This window comes from Brevibacillus sp. DP1.3A (genome assembly GCF_013284245.2).
Lineage (GTDB): Bacteria > Bacillota > Bacilli > Brevibacillales > Brevibacillaceae > Brevibacillus.
In genome coordinates this window covers 2,731,750-2,749,951 of the sequence record NZ_CP085876.1, presented here as the reverse complement: position 1 = coordinate 2,749,951, position 18,202 = coordinate 2,731,750, and the positions used below count along the sequence as shown (strand labels likewise).

The 18,202-nt window shown below is 48.0% G+C and carries 22 protein-coding genes and 1 riboswitch; of the genes, 3 read left to right on the top strand and 19 right to left on the bottom strand.

Annotated elements, in window-relative coordinates:
* Positions 1 to 46: 46 nt before the first annotated feature.
* The 16 genes from fabF to HP399_RS12695 form a co-directional block, all read right to left on the bottom strand.
* Positions 47 to 1,288: a beta-ketoacyl-ACP synthase II gene (fabF, locus tag HP399_RS12765; protein ID WP_173617385.1), complete on the bottom strand. Its 1,242-nt coding sequence runs from the start codon at positions 1,286 to 1,288 to the stop codon at positions 47 to 49.
* A gap of 136 nt (positions 1,289 to 1,424) precedes the next feature.
* The gene (acpP, locus tag HP399_RS12760) at positions 1,425 to 1,658 is read right to left on the bottom strand and encodes an acyl carrier protein (RefSeq protein WP_005834336.1); all 234 of its coding nucleotides are present in this window, start codon (positions 1,656 to 1,658) and stop codon (positions 1,425 to 1,427) included.
* Between the two features lie 84 nt (positions 1,659 to 1,742).
* A complete protein-coding gene (gene fabG, locus HP399_RS12755) occupies positions 1,743 to 2,483 on the bottom strand; it encodes a 3-oxoacyl-[acyl-carrier-protein] reductase (RefSeq protein ID WP_173617384.1) in 741 nt (246 codons plus the stop codon).
* Positions 2,477 to 3,427, bottom strand: a complete 951-nt coding sequence (gene fabD, locus HP399_RS12750; protein ID WP_173617383.1) for an ACP S-malonyltransferase — start codon at positions 3,425 to 3,427, stop codon at positions 2,477 to 2,479. The genes fabG and fabD overlap by 7 nt, the downstream gene beginning before the upstream one ends.
* A gap of 2 nt (positions 3,428 to 3,429) precedes the next feature.
* Entirely contained in the window at positions 3,430 to 4,446 is a 1,017-nt protein-coding gene (locus HP399_RS12745; protein WP_173617517.1) for a beta-ketoacyl-ACP synthase III, read from the bottom strand.
* Positions 4,447 to 4,451: 5 nt separating this feature from the next.
* Entirely contained in the window at positions 4,452 to 5,459 is a 1,008-nt protein-coding gene (plsX, locus tag HP399_RS12740; protein ID WP_017249375.1) for a phosphate acyltransferase PlsX, read from the bottom strand.
* Positions 5,460 to 5,472: 13 nt separating this feature from the next.
* Positions 5,473 to 6,063: a transcription factor FapR gene (fapR, locus tag HP399_RS12735; RefSeq protein ID WP_173617382.1), complete on the bottom strand. Its 591-nt coding sequence runs from the start codon at positions 6,061 to 6,063 to the stop codon at positions 5,473 to 5,475.
* A 126-nt stretch (positions 6,064 to 6,189) separates the two neighbouring features.
* Positions 6,190 to 7,158, bottom strand: a complete 969-nt coding sequence (locus HP399_RS12730) for an ABC transporter ATP-binding protein (protein ID WP_173617381.1) — start codon at positions 7,156 to 7,158, stop codon at positions 6,190 to 6,192.
* Positions 7,159 to 7,169: 11 nt separating this feature from the next.
* Positions 7,170 to 7,958 carry an ABC transporter permease gene (locus HP399_RS12725; protein ID WP_173617380.1) on the bottom strand — a complete coding sequence of 263 codons (789 nt, stop codon included), beginning with the start codon at positions 7,956 to 7,958 and terminating at the stop codon, positions 7,170 to 7,172.
* A gap of 4 nt (positions 7,959 to 7,962) precedes the next feature.
* Positions 7,963 to 8,175 carry a hypothetical protein gene (locus HP399_RS31140; RefSeq protein WP_370642716.1) on the bottom strand — a complete coding sequence of 71 codons (213 nt, stop codon included), beginning with the start codon at positions 8,173 to 8,175 and terminating at the stop codon, positions 7,963 to 7,965.
* 45 nt (positions 8,176 to 8,220) lie between these two features.
* A complete protein-coding gene (locus tag HP399_RS12720; RefSeq protein ID WP_370642714.1) occupies positions 8,221 to 8,742 on the bottom strand; it encodes an ABC-2 family transporter protein in 522 nt (173 codons plus the stop codon).
* Between the two features lie 184 nt (positions 8,743 to 8,926).
* A complete protein-coding gene (locus HP399_RS12715) occupies positions 8,927 to 9,688 on the bottom strand; it encodes a DeoR/GlpR family DNA-binding transcription regulator (protein WP_173617379.1) in 762 nt (253 codons plus the stop codon).
* Between the two features lie 151 nt (positions 9,689 to 9,839).
* Positions 9,840 to 10,010, bottom strand: a complete 171-nt coding sequence (rpmF, locus tag HP399_RS12710) for a 50S ribosomal protein L32 (protein ID WP_005834357.1) — start codon at positions 10,008 to 10,010, stop codon at positions 9,840 to 9,842.
* A gap of 140 nt (positions 10,011 to 10,150) precedes the next feature.
* The gene (locus HP399_RS12705) at positions 10,151 to 10,669 is read right to left on the bottom strand and encodes a YceD family protein (protein WP_173617378.1); all 519 of its coding nucleotides are present in this window, start codon (positions 10,667 to 10,669) and stop codon (positions 10,151 to 10,153) included.
* Between the two features lie 84 nt (positions 10,670 to 10,753).
* Positions 10,754 to 11,821: a SepM family pheromone-processing serine protease gene (locus HP399_RS12700; RefSeq protein ID WP_173617377.1), complete on the bottom strand. Its 1,068-nt coding sequence runs from the start codon at positions 11,819 to 11,821 to the stop codon at positions 10,754 to 10,756.
* Positions 11,818 to 12,612 (bottom strand): patatin-like phospholipase family protein, encoded by a 795-nt coding sequence (locus tag HP399_RS12695; protein WP_173617376.1) that lies wholly within the window; start codon positions 12,610 to 12,612, stop codon positions 11,818 to 11,820. Before HP399_RS12695 ends, HP399_RS12700 begins: the two co-directional genes overlap by 4 nt.
* Before the next feature lie 147 nt (positions 12,613 to 12,759).
* On the opposite strand from HP399_RS12695, the gene ylbJ reads away from it, so the two are divergent.
* A complete protein-coding gene (ylbJ, locus tag HP399_RS12690; RefSeq protein ID WP_173617375.1) occupies positions 12,760 to 13,989 on the top strand; it encodes a sporulation integral membrane protein YlbJ in 1,230 nt (409 codons plus the stop codon).
* Between the two features lie 4 nt (positions 13,990 to 13,993).
* On the opposite strand, the gene coaD is transcribed toward ylbJ, so the two are convergent.
* Together coaD and rsmD are read right to left on the bottom strand one after the other, a co-directional pair.
* Complete coding sequence (coaD, locus tag HP399_RS12685) at positions 13,994 to 14,473, bottom strand: pantetheine-phosphate adenylyltransferase (protein ID WP_007728199.1); 480 nt, start codon at positions 14,471 to 14,473, stop codon at positions 13,994 to 13,996.
* A 46-nt stretch (positions 14,474 to 14,519) separates the two neighbouring features.
* Complete coding sequence (gene rsmD / locus HP399_RS12680; protein WP_173617374.1) at positions 14,520 to 15,086, bottom strand: 16S rRNA (guanine(966)-N(2))-methyltransferase RsmD; 567 nt, start codon at positions 15,084 to 15,086, stop codon at positions 14,520 to 14,522.
* A 483-nt stretch (positions 15,087 to 15,569) separates the two neighbouring features.
* On the opposite strand from rsmD, the gene HP399_RS12675 reads away from it, so the two are divergent.
* Together HP399_RS12675 and HP399_RS12670 are read left to right on the top strand one after the other, a co-directional pair.
* Positions 15,570 to 15,713: a hypothetical protein gene (locus HP399_RS12675; protein ID WP_016743266.1), complete on the top strand. Its 144-nt coding sequence runs from the start codon at positions 15,570 to 15,572 to the stop codon at positions 15,711 to 15,713.
* Between the two features lie 123 nt (positions 15,714 to 15,836).
* Positions 15,837 to 16,790 (top strand): non-homologous end joining protein Ku, encoded by a 954-nt coding sequence (locus HP399_RS12670; protein ID WP_173617373.1) that lies wholly within the window; start codon positions 15,837 to 15,839, stop codon positions 16,788 to 16,790.
* Positions 16,791 to 16,848: 58 nt separating this feature from the next.
* Here the strand turns inward: HP399_RS12670 and HP399_RS12665 are convergent, their stop codons facing one another.
* Positions 16,849 to 17,730 (bottom strand): cation diffusion facilitator family transporter, encoded by an 882-nt coding sequence (locus HP399_RS12665; RefSeq protein ID WP_173617372.1) that lies wholly within the window; start codon positions 17,728 to 17,730, stop codon positions 16,849 to 16,851.
* Positions 17,731 to 17,979: 249 nt separating this feature from the next.
* A riboswitch (TPP riboswitch) is annotated at positions 17,980 to 18,092 on the top strand.
* The last annotated feature ends 110 nt before the right edge of the window (positions 18,093 to 18,202 follow it).

The window sequence follows — 18,202 nt, the reverse complement described above, 5'->3', positions numbered from 1 at the left end:
CCACCATTCCAGGAGACTGCCTACTTTTTCTATCAGTAGGGCTCATTTATGCTTCGTATCGCTTCAAGATTACCGTTGCGTTGTGACCGCCGAATCCAAATGTATTGGAAACAGCCACATTGACGGTCGCCTTGCGCGCATGGTTCGGAACATAGTCCAGATCACATTCTGAATCCGGATTTTCCAAGTTAATTGTTGGAGGCAGTACTTGATCACGCAGCGCATATGCCGTCGCGATTGCCTCGACACCACCAGTAGCACCCAGCAAATGGCCTGTCATCGATTTGGTCGAGCTGACAGCCAGTTTGTATGCGTGCTCGCCAAACACACTCTTGATCGCTTGTGTTTCTGCGATATCTCCTTGGCCAGTAGAAGTACCATGTGCATTAATATATTGGACTTCCGTTGGGTCAACGCCAGCGTCTTTCAGTGCGCTTGCCATGCAACGCGCTGCCCCTTCACCACCAGGAGATGGAGAAGTAATATGGTGAGCATCTGCACTCATCCCGTAGCCAATGACTTCCGCGATGATCGTTGCCCCACGTTTTTTCGCATGCTCAAGCTCTTCCAAGATCAGAACACCAGCACCTTCGCCCATTACGAAGCCATCGCGATCTTGGTCAAACGGACGGCTTGCTTTTTGCGGCTCATCGTTTCTAGTGGACATCGCTTTCGCTGAGCAAAAGCCTGCAAATGCCATTGGACGCACCGTTGCTTCTGCTCCACCTGCGATCATGACATCTGCGTGATCGAACTGGATCAGACGCAGTGCATCACCGATCGCATTTGTACCTGTAGCACAAGCGGTAATCGCGCTGGAAGTTGGTCCTTTTGCACCGTATTGAATGGATACTGCACCAGACGCCATGTTTGCAATCAGCATCGGTATGAAGAATGGACTCACGCGACGCGGTCCTTTTTCCAACAATACGGAATGCTGTTCTTCCCATGTAGTCAGACCACCGATTCCGGATCCGATGTATACACCCACTCGTTCCGCATTTTCTGGCGTAATCTCCAGTTTTGCATCTTCTACAGCCATTTTGGCAGCAGCTAATCCAAACTGAACGAATCGGTCTGTACGTCGGATATCTTTCTTGTCCATATACTGCTCAGGATCGAAGTTTTTCACTTCGCCTGCAATTTGTGTTGGATAATCAGAAGCGTCAAAGGCAGCCACACGGTCAATGCCTGATTTCCCTTCCAGCAAGCTGTTCCAGAAAGTCTGCGCGTCATTCCCAACTGGAGAAACGACACCAACGCCAGTAATCACCACTCTGCGTTTCATTGCAATCACCTCTATATGAAAGTCAGCAGTCAGCTTCTTACATCCACTGCATGCAAAACGTGTATCTATTTGGATTATGTACAGGCGGCAATTGAAGGAGAAGTCCCGTATGGTACGGGACTTCCAACAGATCAACCTACTTGTGAGATTCTATGTATTTAACAACCTCACCAACAGAAGTGATCTTTTCAGCATCTTCGTCGGAAATCTCTAAATCAAACTCATCTTCGAGTTCCATTACGAGTTCAACTACATCCAGGGAGTCAGCGCCCAGGTCTTCTTTGAAAGAAGCTTCCAAAGTAATTTTGGACTCATCTACACCCAGACGATCGACGATGATTTTCTTCACACGCTCCAAAGTATCTGCCATCTTGCTTCACCCCCTCTCCCGTATTATAGTGGATGAGCTTTCAAAAAACCAGTTTTCAGAAAACGCTCGATTGAGGTTTTCTTCCTACATGTACATTCCGCCGTCTACGTGCAGGGTCTGCCCCGTCATGTAGTTGGCTGCGTTGGATGCCAGGAACAGCACTACAGATGCGATATCATCTGTTTGTCCCAAGCGGGCAAGCGGAATTTGGCTTGTGAGTCCTGCTTTGACATCCTCCGGTAATACAGCAGTCATTTCTGTATCGATAAATCCTGGTGCAACAGCATTCACCGTGATGTTACGGCTAGCCAGCTCGCGAGCAGCCGTCTTCGTCAAGCCAATAACCCCAGCTTTTGCCGCCACATAGTTAGCTTGTCCAGCGTTCCCCAAAACACCTACCACAGAAGTGATGTTGATGATTTTGCCTGAACGCTGCTTCATCATTGGGCGGGTCGCTGCCTTTACGCAGTTGAATACACCCTTCAGATTCGTCGCAATGACATCGTCCCACTCGTCTTCTTTCATGCGCATGATCAGGTTGTCGCGAGTAATTCCCGCATTATTCACGAGAATATCGATCGCACCAAAATGATCCAAAGCGGCTTTGAACATGTCGTTGACATCTTCTGTAGAAGAAACGTTTGCGCGAATCATGATGGCATCGCGGCCCATTTCTTTAATAAGCGCAACAGTCTCACTCGCTGCTGCTTCACTACCAGCGTAATTGACAACCACATTAGCGCCAGCTTCTGCCAGCTTCAATGCAATCGCACGCCCAATACCACGGGAAGCCCCTGTGACCAGTGCTGTTTTTCCTGTTAACATAGTACCCCTCCGTTCAAAAGCTCAGTAAGCGAATCCATATCCTGTACAGAGATAATCGTTGTATCCGCTGGTGCGATTTTCTTGATCAATCCAGCCAAAACTTTTCCTGGACCGATTTCTACAAAGGTTGTCACGCCTGCTTCGACCATCCATTGTACAGAATCCTCCCACAAAACTGGAGCGGAAACTTGTTGAACCAATTGATCTGCAATGATTGTAGCCTCAGACACCGGTCTAGCCGTTACGTTTGCCACAACAGGCACAGTCGCTTCTTGTACCGTTACGCCAGCCAAAACTACTTGGAGTTTATCTGCTGCTGGCTGCATCAAGCTCGAGTGGAACGGACCACTTACATTCAATGGAAGGACACGCTTTGCACCCGCTTCCTTCGCTTTTTCACCAGCCAGCTTCACACCTTCAGCAGAACCAGAGATTACAATTTGCCCTGGGCAGTTCATGTTCGCTAATTGTACAGGATGTCCAGATGCTGTTACTTCTTCGCAAACCGCATGCAGTGCTGCGCGTTCCATGTTTAAGACAGCCGCCATTGCACCTTGTCCCGCTGGAACTGCCTCTTCCATGAACTGACCACGAGCTCGCACTGTTTTGACTGCATCTGCAAAGGACAACGCCCCAGCTACAACCAAAGCAGAATACTCACCCAAGCTGTGACCCGCTACAAACGCAGGCTTATAGTCAGGCAACTTTTCGTTCAATGCTGCCATAACAGCGATGCTTGCTGTCAAAATAGCTGGCTGTGTGTTTGCTGTCAGCTTCAATTCCTCTTCTGGTCCTGCAAAACACAGTCCCGACAAGGAAAAGCCGAGCGCTTCATCAGCCTGCTCAAATATGTGACGGGCAGCTTCCGATTGTTCGGAGAGAGCTTGCCCCATTCCTACAAATTGTGAACCTTGCCCCGGAAAAACAAAGGCTACTTTTCCCATTCCTACTTGCTCCCTTCTGCCGGAGTCGTGCACCACTTCAAGAGCGTCGCTCCCCAAGTCAAGCCGCCACCAAATCCAACCAGAATCAGGTTATCGCCTTCTTTTACGCGACCAGCCTTTACTGCTTCATCCAGCGCTACTGGAATGGAAGCAGAAGACATGTTTCCATAGCGATCCAGGTTGATCGCAACTTTATCCTCAGACAGACCGAAACGCTGTACAGCAGAGTCGATGATGCGTTTGTTTGCTTGATGCGGCACCAACAGGTCGATCTCATCCTTCGATACGCCCGCTTTGGACAAGACAGCCTCTGTTGCAGAATTCATGACGCGAACGGCGAATTTGAAAACTTCTCCGCCTGTCATGTAGAGATAATGCAGTCCTTGTTCGACAGACTCAGCGGATGCAGGTGTTCTGGAACCACCGGCCGGCATGCACAAGAGGGACCCACCTGATCCATCTGCGCCGAGCTCAAAGGACTGGAAGCCGTAGCCCTCAGTAACTTCACCGATAACAGCTGCACCTGCGCCGTCTCCGAACAACACACATGTATTTCGATCTTTGTAATTCGTAATTTTGGACAAGGTCTCAACGCCTACGACCAACACTTTTTTATACAAACCGTTTGCGATGAACTGAGTCGCTGTCGTAATTCCATACAAAAAGCCTGTACAAGCCGCGGAAAGATCCATCGCAGCCGCACGTGTAGCACCCAGTTTTTCTTGCAGCAAGCAAGCAGTAGATGGGAACGACATGTCAGGCGTTACGGTAGCGACAATGATCATATCCAACTGTTCCGCGCTGATGTTTGCTTTTTGGAGCGCTTCTTTGGCAGCCTCGTAAGCCAAGTCGGAGGAAGCTTGCTCCGGTGAGCTAATGCGGCGTTCTCTGATTCCAGTACGGGAAACAATCCACTCATCAGAGGTTTCCACCATTTTCTCCAGATCAAAGTTCGTCAACACCCGTTCCGGGGTATAAGAGCCTGTAGACAAAATCCCTACTGAACGCTTTGCACTCATCTGCTTCACTCGCTTTCTCCCAAAGTATTTTTCTGTAATGATTGCTGGATAACCTCGTTCACGTCCTGCTGAATAAACCGCGTAGCACTGACGATCGCGTTTTTCATCGCACGCTCATTTGAGGAACCGTGGGCCTTGATCACAGGGGATTTCAATCCCAGCAAGGGAGCACCACCGTATTCCGCATAATCCATTTTCTTTTTAAAGCGAACCAATCCAGGTTTCAGAATGGCCGCTCCTAGCTTATTTATCAGGCTGGAAGTAAACTCCTGCTTCAACTGCGAAAAGATTGTGGAAGCAGCACCCTCTACGGCCTTTAACAAAACATTTCCGACAAAACCGTCGCATACGAGCACATCACAGGCTCCTTGCATAACATCGCGCGCTTCCACATTTCCTACAAAGTTCAAGTCAGCTTCTTGAAGGAGAGGAAAAACCGCTTTCGTCAATTCGTTCCCTTTTCCTTCTTCCGTCCCGACATTCAGCAAGCCTACTGTGGGACGCTCGAAACCCAACACTTTTTCAGCATACAAGCTCCCCATCACCGCGTATTGTACAAGCTGATGCGGCTTGGCATCCATATTGGCTCCGACGTCCAGCGTCAGTGTTACTCGACCTTTTGTATTCGGGATATAAGCACAAAGCGCAGGGCGCTCGATTCCATCCATGCGACCTGCGTACAACAAGCCTGCTGTCATTAATGCGCCCGTATTCCCAGCCGAGATCATCGCGTCGACTTTTTTCTCGCGCGCCATCTCAACAGCTACTACCAGCGAAGAATTTTTCTTACGTCGAACAGCTCGAACCGGTTCATCATCTGGCAAAATCACTTCCGCTGCAGGAACAATTTCAATGTTTGCCGGAATATCCTGCGGCAAGTGGTTCCGAATAGCCTGTTCATCTCCCACCAATACAACTGTAATGGCCGGGTTTTCCTTGATGGCAGCAAGCGCCCCTAATACGGTACTCTTCGGTGCGTGATCGCCGCCCATCGCATCCACTGCAATTCGCAACCGTGACTCCTCCTTACTCGTCATTCATGCTGTTATGGTAGCTCGACATTTCAACTACACGGAAGGTTGCTGTAAAGACCAATTCACCTTGGACCTTCGTCTCTACACGTACCTTGCATTCGTCGCCGTTACGGCTTCTCACCACTGCTTTGGCAACCAGCTTCTCCCCTGATCGTACAGGACGGACAAAGCGGATTCTCGCCGTAGCTGTCAACGCTACATCTGCGTTAATTACTGCTACTGCCAATGAGTTGGCCTGAGCAAATATATAATGCCCTCTGGCAATTTGTGTTTTCGAAAATACGTGTTCTTCTTTTATTTCCAATACGGAAATTGCCTGTGAATCGAGCTGTAGATCAACCATTTCACCGATGATTTCATCGACGCCCAATGATTTTACAGGATCAAGACTTTTCTCTGCGACCGTCTTGATACGTTCACGCAGTTCCGGTATTCCTAATTCCAGTCGATCTAAACGTATGGTTTGAATACTGACATGAAATAACTCAGCCAGATCTTCGTCCGTCGCAAATGGATTATCCGCCAGATACTGCACCAAGCGGGACTGGCGATCTTTTTTTGGCAAGCGGGCGATGCCGAACACCCCCTTAAGCAAGATTCATTGTACTATGTATGATTGCGATCTGTTTTTAATACCTGGTACCAAAACACAGTATAAGGGAGAAGATGTGGAATTACAAGTATTGTTCACGAAATTAGGTAGCCGTCCCTAACGATAAATGAGTCGAATGATCTCCTCAATTCCCGGTTCTTTCATCTGAATGTCCAGAGGCTCACCCCACCCCGCCACTTCGGCAAGGATTCGCGGGGAAGAAATTTTTCCTTTGTCGAAGTAAATCGAAAGTACATTCTCTGATAGCTCCATTCGCTCAATTCCCTCTAGGTCGTAAAGCTTTTCGGGCGGTTGTCGAAATTCGATTCGAATGAGGCTTGGCAACCCTATCTGACGTCGCAAATCGGCCAAGCTCGTATCCATCATCTTTTTGCCATGATTGATCACGATGATTCGGTTGCAGAGTTGTTCGATATCGTCCATATCATGAGTCGTCAATAGAATGGTCTTCTTCTGGGATTGATTCACTTCTTTCAAAAACGCTCTGATGCGAGTCTTCGCGACCACATCCAAACCAATCGTAGGCTCGTCTAAAAACAAGACAGGCGGATCATGCAGTAGTGCCGCCGCTAAATCAGCTCTCATCCTCTGACCCAATGACAGCTTACGCACTGGCGTATCAAGGAATTCATGCAGATCCAGCAGTTCCTGATACGCCTCCATCGATCGCCGATATGTCTTGTCGTCAATCTTGTACATCGCTTGCAAAATTTCGAAGGAATCTCTGACCGGCAGATCCCACCACAACTGTGTTCGCTGACCGAACACCACACCTATTTGTGAAGCTACTTGAATTCTTTGCCGCTGTGGACTATATCCGCCTATTCGTATTTCCCCCTGACTGGGATGAAGAATTCCTGCGAGCATTTTGATTGTCGTCGATTTTCCTGCGCCATTCGGCCCGATATATCCCACGAACTCGCCTCTGTCAATCGAAAAAGAGATATCGTGGACGGCTTTGACTTCCCTTCGTTCACGAGAAAAGAGTGTTCGTAGAGAAGCAAAGCGCCCCTCTTTCGCTTGATTCAGGAAAAATGATTTTTCGATGTGCTTTGCTTCAATCATGTTACGCCTCCTTAGCTCCCTGTACTATGGTAGTGTCGAATCCCGACATTCCACAGCATACGAGCGAGATAAAAAGCAATCGCTGCGGCTACCGGGGTGAGTATCGGATAAAACCATTCGCCCCCTTTGCCTAACAGCGTCAACATTGGCAAATAATTCATATACGCGATTGGAATCGCTGAGAAAAACAGCCATTTGAGCCAGTTTGGATATAGCCCGATCGGATAATTGGAAGCATTGGCTGGCGCATAAATGGTAAAGGTCAGCATGTCTTTCATCTGATGCGTCCAAAAGGCGACCCCTGCCGTAGCAAGCCCCATGGAGAAATAGATCACTCCGCCAGACAAAATGGCAATCGGTGAGAATAGCACCAACCCCATGATCGATTTTCCTTCCGCCGCAAGACCCGACAATGAGATGACTAAAACAGACACCCCTTGCACCAACCCTCCCACTCTCGACAAATCAAGATTGCGTGTCAATAGCAGAAGCAAAGGTGAAACAGGACGAATGAGCAATTGATCGAGCTCCCCTTGTACGATGTACTTCTCAAAGTCGTTGATTTCCGGGGCAAACAGTCGATACAAGGAGACAGATGCCGAGGAAATCCCGTAAAGCATCCCAACCTCGTAAATATTCCACCCAACCACATCGTGAAATCGGTACAAAATCGCAGAGAGAATAATAAAATCAAGCACCATAATCATTCCGGTCGTGGCAGCGCTCGTGACAAAATTTATCTTGTATTGCATTTGCGAGCGAATGCTGGCCGCAATCAGTTTGCGATAGAGGGCAAACATGTGGTTATCCTCCTTGAATTTCTAGCTTTCTTCTTGCCATGTTCGTCACCAATAAAGCAACTGCCGTTAAAACGAGCGCCCAGCCACCTTGCACAAGCATGCCATAAGGAGGCGCAAGCTCTAGCAAGGTCATGACTGGATAATAAATCATCGCGGAAAAAGGCAAATAAGGTGCTACCTTTCCAATCATCCCGGGCATCAAGTCTATCGGAATCATTTGTCCACCTAACCCAAAGATCAATGACAAAAGGATGAGGTGTACCTAGCGAATTTCTGTCGTCCAGAAGGAGGAAATACCCGCGAGATAAAAGAGCAGCATACCTACGTAAGTTCCTAGCAGTAGCGAGAGGATAAACGAGAAGTAAGTGAACGGATGGGAGGGATAAAAGAAGCCTACCACTAATCCTAGCAACAAGCCGATCGGAACACTTCGGTAACAAGCGTTGTACAAAAGTCTTCCAAACTCCTGACTGAGCATGTACCAGAGGTAATGAACAGGCTTGATCATATCCAGACTGACAGCTCCGCTCCTTACCGCTATTTGCACATTCAGGCCCGGCGATATAAATGTGGTCATCCAGAGAACACTTTGGCAAATCGCGATGTAATACCCCATCGTTTTGACATCATAGGGACCGTATACTTGTTTTCCAGAAAGGACACCCGTCCAAATGGCAATAAAAACAAGCCCAAAAATCGAGCTTGCGACATTGTTGATGACATGCGATAAACGATACTGAAGATTTCGACGATAGCTCTTGCGAATAATCCGCCAATAGACCATAAAACCCTCCTCTTGGAAAAGTCAGGATTACTAGAATAGCAGGGGCCGTACACAAATGCAAGAAAAAAGAAAGAGCCCTTCCCATTTGAAGGACTCTCTTTCGATAAATCCATTTGCTGTCACGCTGGTTACCCATTCACGCCAGCCAAATGGAAATTATCCTCTTTTTTATGGATCAATAGCTTCATGTGGAAGCTACAATCACCTCTACATCGTTGGCGTGCAAAACCTCAGCTATTTCCTTTTCAGGCAGCTTATCGGTCACGATAATATCGATCTGCTCAAAACCTGCAACGCGATACAGCATGCTTTTTCCAAACTTGGTATGGTCGGTGACTATGATCACTTGATCGGCCCGCTTGATCATTTCTTTGATCAGAAAGCCGTGATCTTCCTGCGTGGACATGAGTCCTTCTTTTGTAAGACCGCATGCACCAACCAGGACCTTATCCACATGAAAATCAGCGAGGTTTTGAATCACGCGTGAACCGAGCACACATTGATCCTCAGCATGTACGTCTCCGCCTAAAAGCTTGACAAGAACACCTTCTTTTCGGGACATACTGGAGGCTGTCGCTAATGAATTCGTGATGATGACATGGTCGCGGGTCTGCAAGGATTCCACTGTTAGCTGAACAGTTGTGGACGCATCGAGCAGCAAGTAATCGCCGTCTTTGATCAGACGGGCCGCCGCTGCTGCAATACTGCGCTTTCCTGTCAAATCAAGCTGCATTCGTTCCTGATGGGAGTAGTTCTTTTTGTTGAGGCTGGGTAATACTGCTCCTCCCCTAGTTCGCAGGATTTGACCCTGCTCCTCCAGCTTGACGATATCACGCCTTGCTGTGTCACGGGAAACCCCAAACTGCTCAACTACCTCTTGCACGCTGATTCGCTGATACTCCTGCAAATACGCAAGAATTGCAGCGAGCCTCTCCTCTTGAAACACGAAGCCTCAACCCCATCCTTATCTTGACTTCATTATAAGTCATTTAAGTAAATGTTGCAAGTGATAATAAGCATTTGTAAGTAATCATAAGCAATAGGAAGGAACAAAAAAAGCAAGGCGATTTCTCACCTTGCTTTCTTAGCAGCGAATATTACTTCGCTACTTTCACGCCTTTGTAGTGACCGCAGCTTGGGCAAACACGATGCGCAAGCTTGTATTCGCTGCAATTATCGCATTTGATCATGCCTGGAATCTCTAATTTGAAGTGCGTACGACGCATTCTTTTACGGGTTTTGGAAGTTCTCCGTTGAGGTACTGCCATCTTCCTTACACCTCCTTCAACTGACAAATGCTAAGAAGCTCTATTGGGTGGACAGTATAGGCAAAATGCTTATGCTATCCTTCAAAAATGAGACGCTGCCACGAATGGTCGGCGAATCATCTTGAATACAGTAAGAATACTTATTTGCTGTCTTTGAAAAAGTCAGCCAACCCAGCCAAACGCGGGTCAACACGCTCATTCTTACAGCTGCATGCCACTTCATTACGGTTCACACCGCAAGTCGGGCACAGACCTTTGCAATCCTCCTCGCAAAGCGGGAAGGTCGGCATTTCCAGTAAGAAATCCTCTTGAAGCAGTGAGTTCAGCTCGATTTCATCGCCTTCCAGAGGAAGGATATCGCTGTCCTCGTCATCTTGCAGGATTGGATCATCCGCAAGAGCAAATGTCTCAGAGAAATCTACTGTTGCCTGATCGACAAAAGGATTCAAGCATCTCGCACAGACAAAATTCACATCTGCCTTCATGCTTCCTTTTACGTAATAGAGATTGCCTAGCTGTACAGCTTCACCACTCGCAGTCACAGGAGTAATCCCGCGAATCTCATGATGGCGCTTCTTCAGCTCATCTGCATCCAGAGTTACCTGGAATGGCAACGGCTCTCCTTTTCGATGCTCTAACTCTGCTAACTTAATGTTCATAGCATTTCACCTCATGCACAACAAAGATGATTATAGACCCTGCCCAAAGCTTTGTCAACCATTTTTGCTTGACAGCTAGTTTGCTCAGGTAGATTTCGGTTTTTGTCCATTCAAGTACGTAATCGCTTCTTCTACCGTCTTGATCGGAACCACTTTCATTGAAGTTCCAATCCGCTTGGCAGTCGCTAACGCCTCCTCGTAATTGGAGTTCGTATCTGGCGTATCCTGTGGAGCAAAGAAGATCTCTGCGCCCGCTTTGTCCGCTGCGATTACCTTTTGATTAATGCCACCGATCCTGCCTACTTTTCCGTCTAACGAAATCGTGCCTGTTCCTGCAATTTTATAGCCTTTTGTCAAATCCGTCTCCGTATTTAACTGGTCATAAATCTCCAGTGTCATCATTAATCCAGCAGAAGGACCACCAATCCCTTGAGAGGCAATGGTTACTTCTTTCGGAATGATGATTTCCTGTTTGTTGTCAGGGCGTACACCAATTCCAACTGACTTGGATTCAGGGAGTGGTTCCAAGGTTAACATCGTTTTGGCCTCTTGTCCATCTCTTGTGTACGTAATTTCGACTTGATCGCCTGCTTTTTTTGCAGAGAGGGCTGTCAGCAAATCTTTTGCCTCAGACGTGCGAACCCCGTCTACATACGTAATGACATCACCAATTTGCAATTTTTTATAGGCAGGGAACCCTTCCAAGGTACCCATCACCCACACACCCTGCTTCTCGATTTTCACTTCGAAACCGGCAAGACGGAATGCGACTGCCTCCGCAATTTTTTGTGAATTGTCCATGACTGCTTGTTCTCGACGGATAAAATCTTCGCTGTCCTCGCCCTTGCTGACAACCAGCTCCTTGGGCATCAGTTCAACATCCTCCGCCATTTTTGCATACCAATACCACGGCAAATTCGCTTCGCCCATTCGAACCGTCGTGAGCATGAAGGAGCCAGTCTCGTCTCTCTTGCCGCCTTCCACTTGAATCATCGGCCCCAACTCAATCGCTGAACCCGGACGACTCACGTAATAATTCGTCGGTACAAAAAAAGAAATACCCAACAAGACGACAACCAAGGCAAGTATCCAGCTAAAGCCTCTGGTTCCTGTAGATCTGCGTCTATTGGCATAAAGCTGTTCCTCACTCATTCTTGTGCCTCCCAATTTGCAATTAGTTCCTGAATGCGTTCGATATGTTCAGTACCCGCACGTTCGCCTAGCTCGATAATTTCTTCGACACCCGTGTACGCGATACTGCTATAGTGTCCAACATCCGGCCTGATTACGATGTCTGCCGCAATGATTCGATGTCGCAGAATTTCCCTTTCCATCACATCAATCGTCTGGGCGATGACATCAAAAATACTTTTGACCTCCATCCGTGTATCGAATTGGGCGACATCTACGGCAATTACGATATCGGCGCCCATTTCACGCAGTACCGTCACGGGCACACGATCAATGACTCCTCCATCGACTAAAAGCCGCCCCCCTACTTTTTCAGGTACGAAGATGCCCGGAATGGATATACTCGCCCTCACCGCTTGATCAATTGGACCTTCACGAAATACGACTCGCTCTCCTGATTCAATATCCGTCGCCACAATGGCAAGCGGCTTGTTCAGCTCTTCCAAGTGCTTTCCGTGAGTTAACAGACGAATCAATTGCTTGATCTTTTCCCCCGTAACAAAGCCCATGCTGGGTACGGTTAAATCGAGCCAATGCTTGCGTTTTAAATTAAGGGCAAGCTTTCCCATCATGTGCGGTTCAATTCCGTTGGCATAGACGGCCCCAATCAGACTGCCCATACTGGAGCCAGCCAGCATGTCAATCTGGATGCCATGTGCCTCTAACGCATTCAATACACCAATATGCGCAAAACCGCGAGCGCCCCCAGAACCCAGGGCTACACCCACGATTGGTTTACGCTTTGTCTCCATGGAAAAACCCCTCCCCGTAACCAGCCTATGTGGTAAATCGCCGTACCTTTCGCACTTGGGAGATATTCGTCGACCAAGCTTACGCATAGTTCTCCCGCCTGCCACGTAGACATGTACTACTACTTTTCTTCGATTCAGGAGGAATCCATGTCACGCCACTCACCCGTACTTACTTTGTTGCTCGCCATCTCGACAGTTTTCATTGTTATTTCGTTGATTGCTTACTCGCAGATTTCTTTTGAAGCTGCCGTACGCGGTCTGAAAATATGGTGGGAGGTAGTTTTCCCCTCTACCCTTCCCTTTATTGTGCTGTCTGAGGTGTTGATGGGTCTGGGCGTCGTTCATTTCGTCGGCGTGTTACTGGAGCCATTAATGCGCCCACTGTTTAACGTTCCGGGCACTGGCGGGTTCGTACTGGCTATGGGCTTCTCGTCCGGCTATCCGGTAGCCGCAAAGCTGACAACACGCCTGCGTCTGCAAGGCAATGTGACGAAGGCTGAGGGTGAACGTCTCGTCTCTTTTACAACGACCGGAGACCCCTTATTCGTCATGGGAGCAGTAGCAATCGGATTTTTTCACAGTGAGCAAATGGGCATCACACTAGCTCTGACTCATTATTTGTCAGCTGTACTCATGGGCGTAATCTATCGTTTCCATGCGCCTTTTGCCATTACTTCAGCCCCATTAGAGAAAAATTCACTGCCTCTTCCTTTACGCGCCTTGCAAGCGATGCATCGGGCACGTGTCCGCGATGGACGTCCGTTCGGAAGATTAATGGGGGAAGCGGTGCAATCCGCCCTGAATACATTGCTCATGATCGGTGGCTTCATCATTGTTTTTTCGGTATTAATTCAACTATTCTCCACGATTCATCTGACACAGATCATCAGTACGCTTCTCTCGATCATTCTCGGTCCCTTTGGTTTTCCACCAACTTTTTCCCAAGCAATCGTGGCTGGGTTGTTCGAAGTAACCCTCGGCGCACAAGCAGCGAGCATTGTGCCTGACAATGTTTCCTTGGTCTGGAAAGCGGCCATTGCCAGCGCAATATTGTCCTGGGGCGGCTTGAGTGTTCACGCGCAGGTCGCGAGTATCTTGAGTGAAACGGATATTCGCGTCGCCCCTTACTTGATTGCCAGAGCGCTGCACGCTTTTCTAGCTGCGATTTTGACCTTTGTCTTTTGGGGTCCTCTTGCCACAGTCAGCTCCTGGTTCGTGGAGAAAGCCGTCCCTGTATTTGTACAAGTGAAATCTGAGATTCCGGCGACGAGTTGGTGGGAGACCTTGCTCCTATCAGGGGGAATCGCCATCGGCGTCGGTGCGATTCTGTTGTGTACCAGCTTGACTCTTTCGCGCATGAACCGAAGCAAAACGTGATAATCTACTCGGCCATTTTTCGCTTCAGTGCCTCTTCTACGACCGGCGGCACCAAATCGGCGACACTCGCCTTGTATTTCGCAACTTCCTTTACAATACTTGAACTCAAGTACGAATATTGATTGTTCGTCATCATGAAAAACGTTTCGATATTTTCGTCGAGCTTTTTATTTATCGAGGCGACTTGCATCTCATATTCAAAATCAGAAACAGCACGAAGACCACGAATGATCACCTGTGCACCCTTTTTGTTCATATAGTCAATCAACAAGCCGTCAAAAGAGTCCACTTCTACATTTTTCATGTCAGCCGTTGCCTGACGAAGCAAATCGACGCGCTCTTCTACGCTGAACAATGAGTTTTTCTTTGAATTGATCAAGACGGCAACAATGACCTTATCAAAAACGTTGGCACCCCGCGCAATAATGTCGAGATGCCCATAAGTAACAGGGTCGAAGCTTCCTGAACATACGGCGATTGCCATAGCGGGTTATCCTCCCTTGGTGCTCTTTTGCACCTTGATTTGAAAGTTAGGCTTGTGGCTCCAAAGCGTAATAATATACCGTGACGGCCGTATCCCCATACTTAGCCGCTCGATCCTTTACACAATGACCAATCGCATCTGGAAAGGAGTCTGCGATATCATGCTCAGTCACGATCCACGCTCCGTCCGCCAACATTCCCAGCTCCTGCAACATCTCAATTTCTTCGACAATTTTTTGCTGGGCATATGGCGGGTCCAAAAAGACAAGATCAAATTTTTGATTGCGCGTACTCAGTGTGCGAATGGCGCGGTCCGCATCCATCCGATATAGTTCTGCATAATCGTCCAGCCTGCACGTGCTGACGTTTTGTTTTACCACGGCAAAAGCTTTATGATCTCGCTCCACGAAAACAGCGCGATCCGCTCCCCTACTTAATGCCTCGATCCCGAGACCACCTGTTCCTGCGTATAGGTCCAATGCCCAACCGCCATCGAAATACGGACCAATCATATTAAAAATCGATTCTTTAACTTTATCAGTTGTCGGTCTGGTTCCTTTGCCCGGAACTGCTGCCAACCGTCTTCCTCTGTGTTCTCCAGCGATGACTCGCATACTCACTTCACCTGTCTGCTTTCCTATGTATGTTGTAAGAGGTTGTTCAAAAAGACGACTTTTTGAACGCGTGTTGGTAGACTCCATTTTCTAAGACTGAGAATGATATCATACTATCACAACTGCATACACCCGTAAAATTAGCAACTGGAAAAATTTATGTGTAAGAAAGGTATACAACCCATTTCGATTGGAAAAGATGATGAATAGCGACGCAACGGTGTCGCTGACAACCGCGGAGAAGACTTACGTTTCCCCATAAGCTCTTCCTCCGGTTTCTCCTCTCCCATAATTGAAAGGCTGTTCACTTTGGCGCACGACGTGTCTGATAGGAGCATTTCGTGCCATCGCTCCCTTCATCGGGAGGAGTTGAACGGCTGCCCCTCGTCATTTGACGATGGGGTATTTTTTTGTGTGCAGCGCATACTACATGTACCTGCAACACCCTCTACATGTAGATTGCCTGAAAGGAGTGAGTCGTTCATGGCAGAAAAACGACCGTCTGCACAAAAACTGAAGGCGTCCAAAGCCCAGTCCATTGCGGACCGTACTGGCAAAGATGTCGAGCTGGCGCGAGACATGCAATCACGTGCAGATCAATCAGACATCGTCAAACATGGGCAGTAGCTATACAAGAGGCCAGCCACATCGAATCGGCTGGCTTTTTACTTTTCCACCTTCAATTCCCTCGGCACTTCTTCTATGCAGTTACAGATACTATACAAAAATAGCTGTGAAGGAGGTATCCGCATGCATACGGTGTGGAAGGGCTCGATCAGCTTCGGCCTCGTCAATATACCTGTTCGCATGTTTACCGCAACGGAAGAGCGCGATATTCGCTTTCGCCAACTTCATAAAGAGTGCAATACCCCGATCAAGTACACGAAAATGTGCCCGCACTGCCAACGCGAAGTTGATACGAGCGAAATCGTCCGTGGCTTCGAATATGAAAAAGGACACTTTGTCATGATCGACGATGATGAGCTGGAAGCCATTACGCCAGAAACACGCAGAGCCATTGAAATTATCGACTTCGTAGACTTGTCGGAGATCGATCCGGTTTATTTTCATAAAAGCTATTTCCTATCCCCACAGGACACTGGTGAAAAAGCATACGCCCTACTGCGCTCCGCCATGGAACAGACAGGCAAGATCGGCGTTGCACAGGTGACGATGCGCAATCGGCAAAGCCTGGCCGTTATCCGACTGTATGAGCATTGCATCATGCTGGAGACGATCTTCTATCCAGATGAGGTACGTCCCGTCAGTCAAGTCCCTGCCTTGCCGGAAGCCACTGTACCATTGGCCGAAAATGAACTGAAGATGGCAACTGAGCTCATTAGCAATATGACGATCCCTTTTGATCCCACAAAATATACTGATGAGTATCGATCCGACCTGCAAAAACTGATTGAGAATAAGCTGGAGGGTCAGGAGATCGCTACCGCACCTACCGTGGCAAGAACCAATGTCATTGATCTCATGCAGGCCCTAAAAGAAAGCTTGGAGTCTACAGCCGGTCAAGCCGCAGTCCCCATCAAAATCGAGCCTGAACCGACTCCGTCAAAGCCTGCGCGAAAACGCACCACTGCTGCCTCCTCGTCCGAAAAAGAGCAGGTATCGAAAAAGGAGACCGCAGCTAGTCCGAAAAAGACTACGTCTACAACCAAAACACTACGCAAAAAGAAGGCTACCCCTGTTTAATTGCACCTAAAAAAACCTGCCCACTATGGACAGGTTTTTTGCATTCACATCATGAAATCTAGTTTGGAACCATCTTCCTGCATGGTTCAATATGGATATGAACGGCGTTAATGCGGTGAATCTTGCGCATCTGCTCTTCAATTTTCTCGGTGATGGTGTGGCTCTCCACCACATTCAGACCTGGATCTACATGGATCACAACATCCACCAGCACGCTGCTGCCATGGTAGCGGGCTTTGATGTCACTGATATCCTTAACTCCCGAAATCGAGGAAATAGTAGCCCGCAGGTCCGCAAGCTCACTTTCGTCAAAGCCATCTGTCAAACGGTGAGTTGCTTCCCTGAAAATGTCCCAAGCAGTCTTCAAGATGATGAGACCAACAACAAAAGCAGCTAAAGGATCAAGCCAGTGCAATTGAAATTGTGCGCCAGCTACCCCGATAAACGTCCCAATACTGACGAATGCGTCTGAACGGTTGTCAGCGGCCGCTGCATTTAGTGCTTGGCTGTTTGTTTTAATGGCGAGCTTTTTATTATAGCGATAGACGAAAAGCATAATGACTGCAGTCGCAAGTGCTGTCCACCCTGCCAACAGGTCAGGAGCCGCATGCTTTGGGTCCAATAAGGATGGTACGGCATTCGTAACGACTTGAACTCCGACAAATAGCATAATAAATGATGCGACAAGTGCTGAAATCGTCTCCGCCCGAAAATGACCATACGGGTGATCATTATCAGGTGGTTTCCTTGCAATACGAAGCCCGATCAAAACAGCAATTGATGCGACGACATCCGTTGAGTTGTTAAGACCGTCGGCCATTAAAGCTTCCGACGCGGTGACATACGCAACTCCTATTTTTAATACAGAGCAGAATATGTAGGCGAAAATACTTACCCACGCTCCACGTTCTCCTTGTTTTAGATCCGAATAGACATCCATACCTCATCACCTCAAAAATACTTCTCCAACCTGCTTCAACAACGAGAAAAATCAAAGCGCTGGAAGCAGTTGCTTTTTTTCGAACTTCATCGTAACAGATAGGATTCATGTGGGTCTACAGAAACAGTTTTAGTTCGATTCATGAGAATAGGGGGAAGGAAAATGTGTTGCACACCCGCAATTTTTTCACTGGAAAATTTTCCTTGAAATTAAATGGACTTCCCGTTATCCTATTCTTGCAATCCAAAATAAAAAAAGCACGGGAGCTTGGAAATCACCAGGCTGAGAGGATGGTACTGTGCCATCGACCGTTGAACCTGAACTGGGTAATGCCAGCGGAGGAATGTCATATACGACACGAAAAGATACGTGTATCTTTAGGATACTCGTTTCTTCTCTACTCTCGCGTTGGCGTCGCATGTTGTTTATGCGGCGCTTTTTCGTGGGATGTTTCTTTCGCCTCCCTAAACGG

Coding starts and splice junctions, on each gene's coding strand:
- fabF (WP_173617385.1), bottom strand. CDS start 1,288: ATGAAACGCAGAGTGGTGATTACTGGCGTTGGTGTCGTTTCTCCAGTT.
- HP399_RS12670 (WP_173617373.1), top strand. CDS start 15,837: ATGCATACGGTGTGGAAGGGCTCGATCAGCTTCGGCCTCGTCAATATA.
- fabD (WP_173617383.1), bottom strand. CDS start 3,427: ATGGGAAAAGTAGCCTTTGTTTTTCCGGGGCAAGGTTCACAATTTGTA.
- HP399_RS12675 (WP_016743266.1), top strand. CDS start 15,570: ATGGCAGAAAAACGACCGTCTGCACAAAAACTGAAGGCGTCCAAAGCC.
- HP399_RS12730 (WP_173617381.1), bottom strand. CDS start 7,158: ATGATTGAAGCAAAGCACATCGAAAAATCATTTTTCCTGAATCAAGCG.
- HP399_RS12695 (WP_173617376.1), bottom strand. CDS start 12,612: ATGGAGACAAAGCGTAAACCAATCGTGGGTGTAGCCCTGGGTTCTGGG.
- coaD (WP_007728199.1), bottom strand. CDS start 14,473: ATGGCAATCGCCGTATGTTCAGGAAGCTTCGACCCTGTTACTTATGGG.
- rsmD (WP_173617374.1), bottom strand. CDS start 15,086: ATGCGAGTCATCGCTGGAGAACACAGAGGAAGACGGTTGGCAGCAGTT.
- rpmF (WP_005834357.1), bottom strand. CDS start 10,010: ATGGCAGTACCTCAACGGAGAACTTCCAAAACCCGTAAAAGAATGCGT.
- HP399_RS12700 (WP_173617377.1), bottom strand. CDS start 11,821: ATGAGTGAGGAACAGCTTTATGCCAATAGACGCAGATCTACAGGAACC.
- HP399_RS12705 (WP_173617378.1), bottom strand. CDS start 10,669: ATGAACATTAAGTTAGCAGAGTTAGAGCATCGAAAAGGAGAGCCGTTG.
- HP399_RS12720 (WP_370642714.1), bottom strand. CDS start 8,742: ATGGTCTATTGGCGGATTATTCGCAAGAGCTATCGTCGAAATCTTCAG.
- HP399_RS12745 (WP_173617517.1), bottom strand. CDS start 4,446: ATGAGTGCAAAGCGTTCAGTAGGGATTTTGTCTACAGGCTCTTATACC.
- HP399_RS12665 (WP_173617372.1), bottom strand. CDS start 17,730: ATGGATGTCTATTCGGATCTAAAACAAGGAGAACGTGGAGCGTGGGTA.
- ylbJ (WP_173617375.1), top strand. CDS start 12,760: ATGTCACGCCACTCACCCGTACTTACTTTGTTGCTCGCCATCTCGACA.
- HP399_RS12725 (WP_173617380.1), bottom strand. CDS start 7,958: ATGTTTGCCCTCTATCGCAAACTGATTGCGGCCAGCATTCGCTCGCAA.
- HP399_RS31140 (WP_370642716.1), bottom strand. CDS start 8,175: ATGATTCCGATAGACTTGATGCCCGGGATGATTGGAAAGGTAGCACCT.
- acpP (WP_005834336.1), bottom strand. CDS start 1,658: ATGGCAGATACTTTGGAGCGTGTGAAGAAAATCATCGTCGATCGTCTG.
- fabG (WP_173617384.1), bottom strand. CDS start 2,483: ATGTTAACAGGAAAAACAGCACTGGTCACAGGGGCTTCCCGTGGTATT.